The sequence below is a fragment of the Citrobacter sp. Igbk 14 genome (assembly GCF_028069825.1).
Taxonomy (GTDB): Bacteria; Pseudomonadota; Gammaproteobacteria; order Enterobacterales; family Enterobacteriaceae; genus Citrobacter.
The window spans coordinates 1-4,494 of record NZ_JANEWM010000115.1 but is presented as its reverse complement, the minus strand read 5'-3'; the positions used below and the strand labels follow the sequence as shown (position 1 = coordinate 4,494).

Sequence of the window (4,494 nt, the reverse complement as noted above, 5' to 3'; positions counted from 1 at the left end):
GTCAAATAATATTTCTGCGTTTCTTGTTTTATATTCCAAAAATATGTTAAGGTTGCGCCCGTCGTTGGGGAGTAGCCGATTTCCAGACTCCGGAAATGTACGTGTCAACATACTCGTTGAAAAACGTGGCACGTACGGACTGAACATCACGTTTAGTCAGGCGAGACCATAGGCACATCAACTGCAATGCATATTTGAATGGCTCTGTATAGACAGTGGGTCCGCTCAGTGTGCATGGTTACTGGGGGCAGTGATGTGTTTTATGGAATACCCCGGTCAGGACGCTGTTATGAATATCACCGCAACTGTTCTTCTCGCTTTCGGCATGTCGATGGATGCTTTCGCGGCATCAATTGGCAAAGGCGCCACCTTACATAAACCTAAATTCTCTGAAGCCCTGCGTACCGGCCTTATTTTTGGCGCAGTCGAGACCCTTACGCCGCTGATTGGCTGGGGAATGGGCATGCTTGCCAGCAAATTCGTGTTGGAGTGGAACCACTGGATCGCCTTCATCCTGCTGATCTTTTTAGGTGGACGAATGATAATCGAAGGTTTCCGCGACAATGGCGATGAAGACGAAGAGCCACAGCGCCGCCACGGTTTTTGGCTACTGGTTACCACCGCAATCGCCACCAGTCTCGATGCAATGGCCGTCGGCGTAGGTCTGGCCTTTCTTCAGGTGAACATCATCGCGACTGCGCTTGCTATCGGCTGCGCCACATTAATTATGTCTACTCTCGGGATGATGATCGGGCGTTTTATTGGCCCGATGTTGGGCAAACGCGCGGAAATTCTGGGTGGGGTAGTCCTGATTGGTATCGGTGCCCAGATTCTCTGGGCACACTTTCACGGTTAATCTACACGTTGCCAGATATGAATACTAAAGTCTGTCTGGCAGTCAAATACCGATTTCACCGCCAACGCCTCCCAGACTTCCGGTTTTGCTCGCCAGGCAAAAGGCGTCATTTGCAGTAATGCGACCGCCTCACTACCATTGAGCGGCATCGGATACCCCAGTGCAATACTCTGTTGCAGGACAAAGCCATCAAGCTGCTCTGTATGAGGCGCATGCAGACGCACCTCATCATAAATCAGCCCCTTAAGCTCCATTAAATGCCGTGGGCCTGGCGTTGCCGTAATCACCCACCCACCCGGTTTAACCACACGAGCCAGCTCTTGCGCTTTGCAGGGGGCGTAGATCCTGATAATGGCGTCCATTGACGCATCGGCAAACGGCAGACGATGGCTTGAGGCAACGCAAAAAGTCACTTGTGGATAGCGCCGGGCTGCAGCCTTAATCGCCACCTTCGAAACGTCCAGACCAAAGGTCGAGCCATTCGCTATCGCATCCGCGAAAGCGCGGGTGTAGTACCCTTCCCCACAGCCGATATCCAGAATCGACACATGACTTGTTCCCAGCCTCTCGCTGAGCGCGTTCACAATCGCATCGCGCAGCGGTTGATAGTGCCCGGCATCCAGAAATGCCCGGCGAGCCTGCATCATTTCCGCACTGTCACCCGGATCGCGCGACCTCTTATGCTGAACCGGCATCAGGTTGACATATCCCTCTTTCGCCACGTCAAACTGATGCCGTCCAGGGCACACAAAACTGTTATTCGCTTGAGTAAGAGGCTGATGACAAAGGGGACAGGAAAACGACATGACAACTCCGGCTGGTGATTTAAGGGCGCAAGTGTAACGCGATTCGCGCCCCGCGAAAATAACTTACAGCGACGGTGAGGCCAGGCTACTACCATGCATCACCAGCAGATGGTCAGAATCGGCTGGCATCCCGTCGGGTTTCACGTTTTCCAGACGCAGGACATCCCCCATGATCTGGCTGAACACCGGGGCCGATACCGCACCGCCGTAGTAAGCGCCGTTTTGTGGGTTATTTATCACCACGACCAGCGCGAATTTCGGATCACTGGCAGGGGCAACCCCTGCCGTATAAGCCACGTATTTATCGACGTACTTACCGTCATCGCCTATTTTTTTTGCCGTCCCGGTTTTCACCGCAACACGATAATCCCTCACCGCAGCCTTGGTCCCACCGCCGCCGGGTAGCGCAACGCTCTCCATCATATGTTCAACCTGATGCACCAGCGCCTCTGGCATTACACGAGTTCCTATCACTGGTGGGTCGATACGTGTAATTGAAAGCGGTCGGTAGACGCCAAAACTGCCGATAGTGGCATAGACATGTGCCAGTTGGAGCGGTGTCACCATTAACCCGTAGCCGAATGCAAAGGTCGCGCGATCCAAATCGCTCCAGTAACGTCGCTGAGGCATTAAGCCGCTACTTTCTCCGGTGAGACCTAAGCCGGTTGGATCACCGAAGCCGAAGCTTTTATAGGTATCCAGCAGTTTCTGTACCGGCATTGCCAGCGAAAGGTGCGACACACCAGTATCGCTTGATTTCTGCAAAATACCGGTGAGCGATAGCTCAGGGTAAAACCCGACGTCGCGGATACGATGACCATCAACATTAAAGGGGTGGGTATCAATCACGCTGTCAGGCTGCACAATCCCCTGCTGGAGAGCGGTCATGATCACTAATGGTTTTACGGTTGAGCCCGGCTCAAAGGTGTCACTAATTGCACGGTTGCGGAAATCATCCAGTACCGCGCCTTCGCGGTTATTAGGGTTAAAATCGGGAAAACTTGCCATCGACAGGATTTCACCGGTGGCAATACTTACCAGCACCGCCGCACCAGAATCCGCTTTATTCCATGTCACGGCATTGTCCAGCGCATCTTCAGTCACCGTCTGCAAACGCTCATCAATACTGAGCTGCAATTCGTGCGCGGGGACCGGCATCACTTCCGTGATATTTTCAATCACATGCCCAAACTTGTCTTTGCGCACAAGACGAGAGCCGGGTTTACCCATCAACTGACTGTTGAAGCTTTTCTCCAGGCCTTCAATACCTTGTCCATCAATGTTCGTAAAGCCGATGAGATTCGCCGCCACATGACCTGCGGGATAGAAACGGCGGGATTCTTCGCGCAGATTGATCCCTGGGAGATTAAGATCATCGACCCACTCTGCCTGCTGCGGAGAAATCTGTCGTGCCAGATAGATAAAACGTCCGCCAGGGTTACTGTTTACACGTTCCGCCAGTGAACTGAGTGACAGATGCAGGGTTCTGGCCAGTGCTTGCCAACGTTCGTTATAACCCACGCCCCCCTTGCTAATAATGGTCTTGGGATCGGCCCAAACTGCATTCACCGGCACGCTTACTGCGAGGGGACGTCCTTCTCTGTCGGTAATCATCCCGCGCGGTGAGGCGATTGTGACTTCACGTAACGAACGCATATCCTCCTGCTTGACCAGACTCGTAGGGGTGACGATTTGTAACCACGCAACCCGACCAAGCAACAATCCCAGACTCAACAATATTGCCACACAAAGCAGGGCAAAACGTACGGGAGTAAAATTGCGCGCATCGCCGTCGTTTTTCTTTTTCACCGGGGCTCCAGCAAGATAGTTTTTCAGGTAACTGATTTAACGGGAATTGCCGGGATAAAGCGGGGAAAACAATGCTACGAACATCACGCCTTTGCAACAAAGCACTAATGGAGAGGCATTCAGAAATATTTTGACGTAACTTGAATTAAAAAGCCCCGCGTAAGCGAGGCTTTATATCTGAATTGGTTGCGCCTGAGCGCTTCAAATCAGTGGTATCGATCAGATAGCTGTTACGTTAACAGCAGCCGGACCTTTCTGGCCGTCCTGAATTTCGAACTCAACGTTCTGGCCTTCAGCCAGAGTTTTGAAGCCGTTACCCTGGATAGCGGAGAAGTGTACGAACACGTCTTTGCTGCCATCAGCCGGAGTAATGAAACCAAAACCTTTAGACTCGTTGAACCACTTAACTTGACCTTTAATCTTTGCCATTTGCAAAATTCCTTAGAGTATTTTCTTCGCCCGCAGGCATAACATAGATAAAACTGAGACATTACTGCTTGAGGCACTAATATAAGGTTCGGCAGAGAAGCGGTATTCAACGTCAACGTGTTTACTCAGGACTTCTTTACTGAAAATGCCACACATAAACAGAACTGTACCTCGTTTAACCCAAACCGTGTTATCACATACAACGTTAATAATGGCAAGCCATTTTTAAACGTGTCTCGATCGGTCGCACAAATCCCGCAGTTCATCAAACAACAACTGCACAGTTATGCGCCAGGCCAAGTAGAGATATATCCCCGCCTCTCACCCTTGCCCCGGCTGGCCTTCGCCGTAGCAGGGACTTTTCTACCATAGCTCATCAGGTTGAACTGTTCCAGATTATCTGTCACAGCCTCTGCCGGATATCATTTTTTATGCTGAGTAATGCATAAAATATCATAAGCATAAAAATGAGATCAGCATTCTGGTTTTGCACCAAAATAATGAAAGAATGATGACAATGCACAAAAAAAAGTAAGAGAAACGTTTCGCTGATAATAAAACGATCGGTATCACAAAAATGACACAATCATATTA

The 4,494-nt window shown here is 50.6% G+C and carries 5 protein-coding genes and 1 riboswitch; of the genes, 1 reads left to right on the top strand and 4 read right to left on the bottom strand.

The genetic code is table 11. The features are described from left to right. Positions 1-54: 54 nt before the first annotated feature. Positions 55-158: riboswitch (yybP-ykoY riboswitch) on the top strand. 131 nt (positions 159-289) lie between these two features. Then, positions 290-856, top strand: coding sequence for a manganese efflux pump MntP (gene mntP / locus NNN64_RS22450; protein WP_260864149.1), 567 nt, complete (start codon positions 290-292; stop codon positions 854-856). Here the strand turns inward: mntP and rlmA are convergent. The 4 genes from rlmA to NNN64_RS22430 all read right to left on the bottom strand — a co-directional run bounded on the left by rlmA (position 853) and on the right by NNN64_RS22430 (position 4,056). Further along, positions 853-1,662 carry a 23S rRNA (guanine(745)-N(1))-methyltransferase gene (rlmA, locus tag NNN64_RS22445; RefSeq protein ID WP_271442832.1) on the bottom strand — a complete coding sequence of 270 codons (810 nt, stop codon included), beginning with the start codon at positions 1,660-1,662 and terminating at the stop codon, positions 853-855. The two genes, mntP and rlmA, sit on opposite strands and share 4 nt — an antisense overlap. A 63-nt stretch (positions 1,663-1,725) precedes the next feature. Further along, complete coding sequence (gene ftsI, locus NNN64_RS22440; RefSeq protein WP_271442831.1) at positions 1,726-3,471, bottom strand: peptidoglycan glycosyltransferase FtsI; 1,746 nt, start codon at positions 3,469-3,471, stop codon at positions 1,726-1,728. A gap of 219 nt (positions 3,472-3,690) precedes the next feature. Then, positions 3,691-3,900 (bottom strand): transcription antiterminator/RNA stability regulator CspE, encoded by a 210-nt coding sequence (gene cspE / locus NNN64_RS22435; RefSeq protein ID WP_001062678.1) that lies wholly within the window; start codon positions 3,898-3,900, stop codon positions 3,691-3,693. A 12-nt stretch (positions 3,901-3,912) separates the two neighbouring features. Beyond that, complete coding sequence (locus NNN64_RS22430) at positions 3,913-4,056, bottom strand: DUF2627 domain-containing protein (RefSeq protein WP_003034983.1); 144 nt, start codon at positions 4,054-4,056, stop codon at positions 3,913-3,915. Positions 4,057-4,494: the final 438 nt, after the last annotated feature.

What these genes read in the sequence shown, in the direction of transcription:
- rlmA (WP_271442832.1), bottom strand. Translation starts at nt 1,662, where the DNA reads ATGTCGTTTTCCTGTCCCCTTTGTCATCAGCCTCTTACTCAAGCGAAT.
- NNN64_RS22430 (WP_003034983.1), bottom strand. Translation starts at nt 4,056, where the DNA reads ATGTGTGGCATTTTCAGTAAAGAAGTCCTGAGTAAACACGTTGACGTT.
- mntP (WP_260864149.1), top strand. Translation starts at nt 290, where the DNA reads ATGAATATCACCGCAACTGTTCTTCTCGCTTTCGGCATGTCGATGGAT.
- cspE (WP_001062678.1), bottom strand. Translation starts at nt 3,900, where the DNA reads ATGGCAAAGATTAAAGGTCAAGTTAAGTGGTTCAACGAGTCTAAAGGT.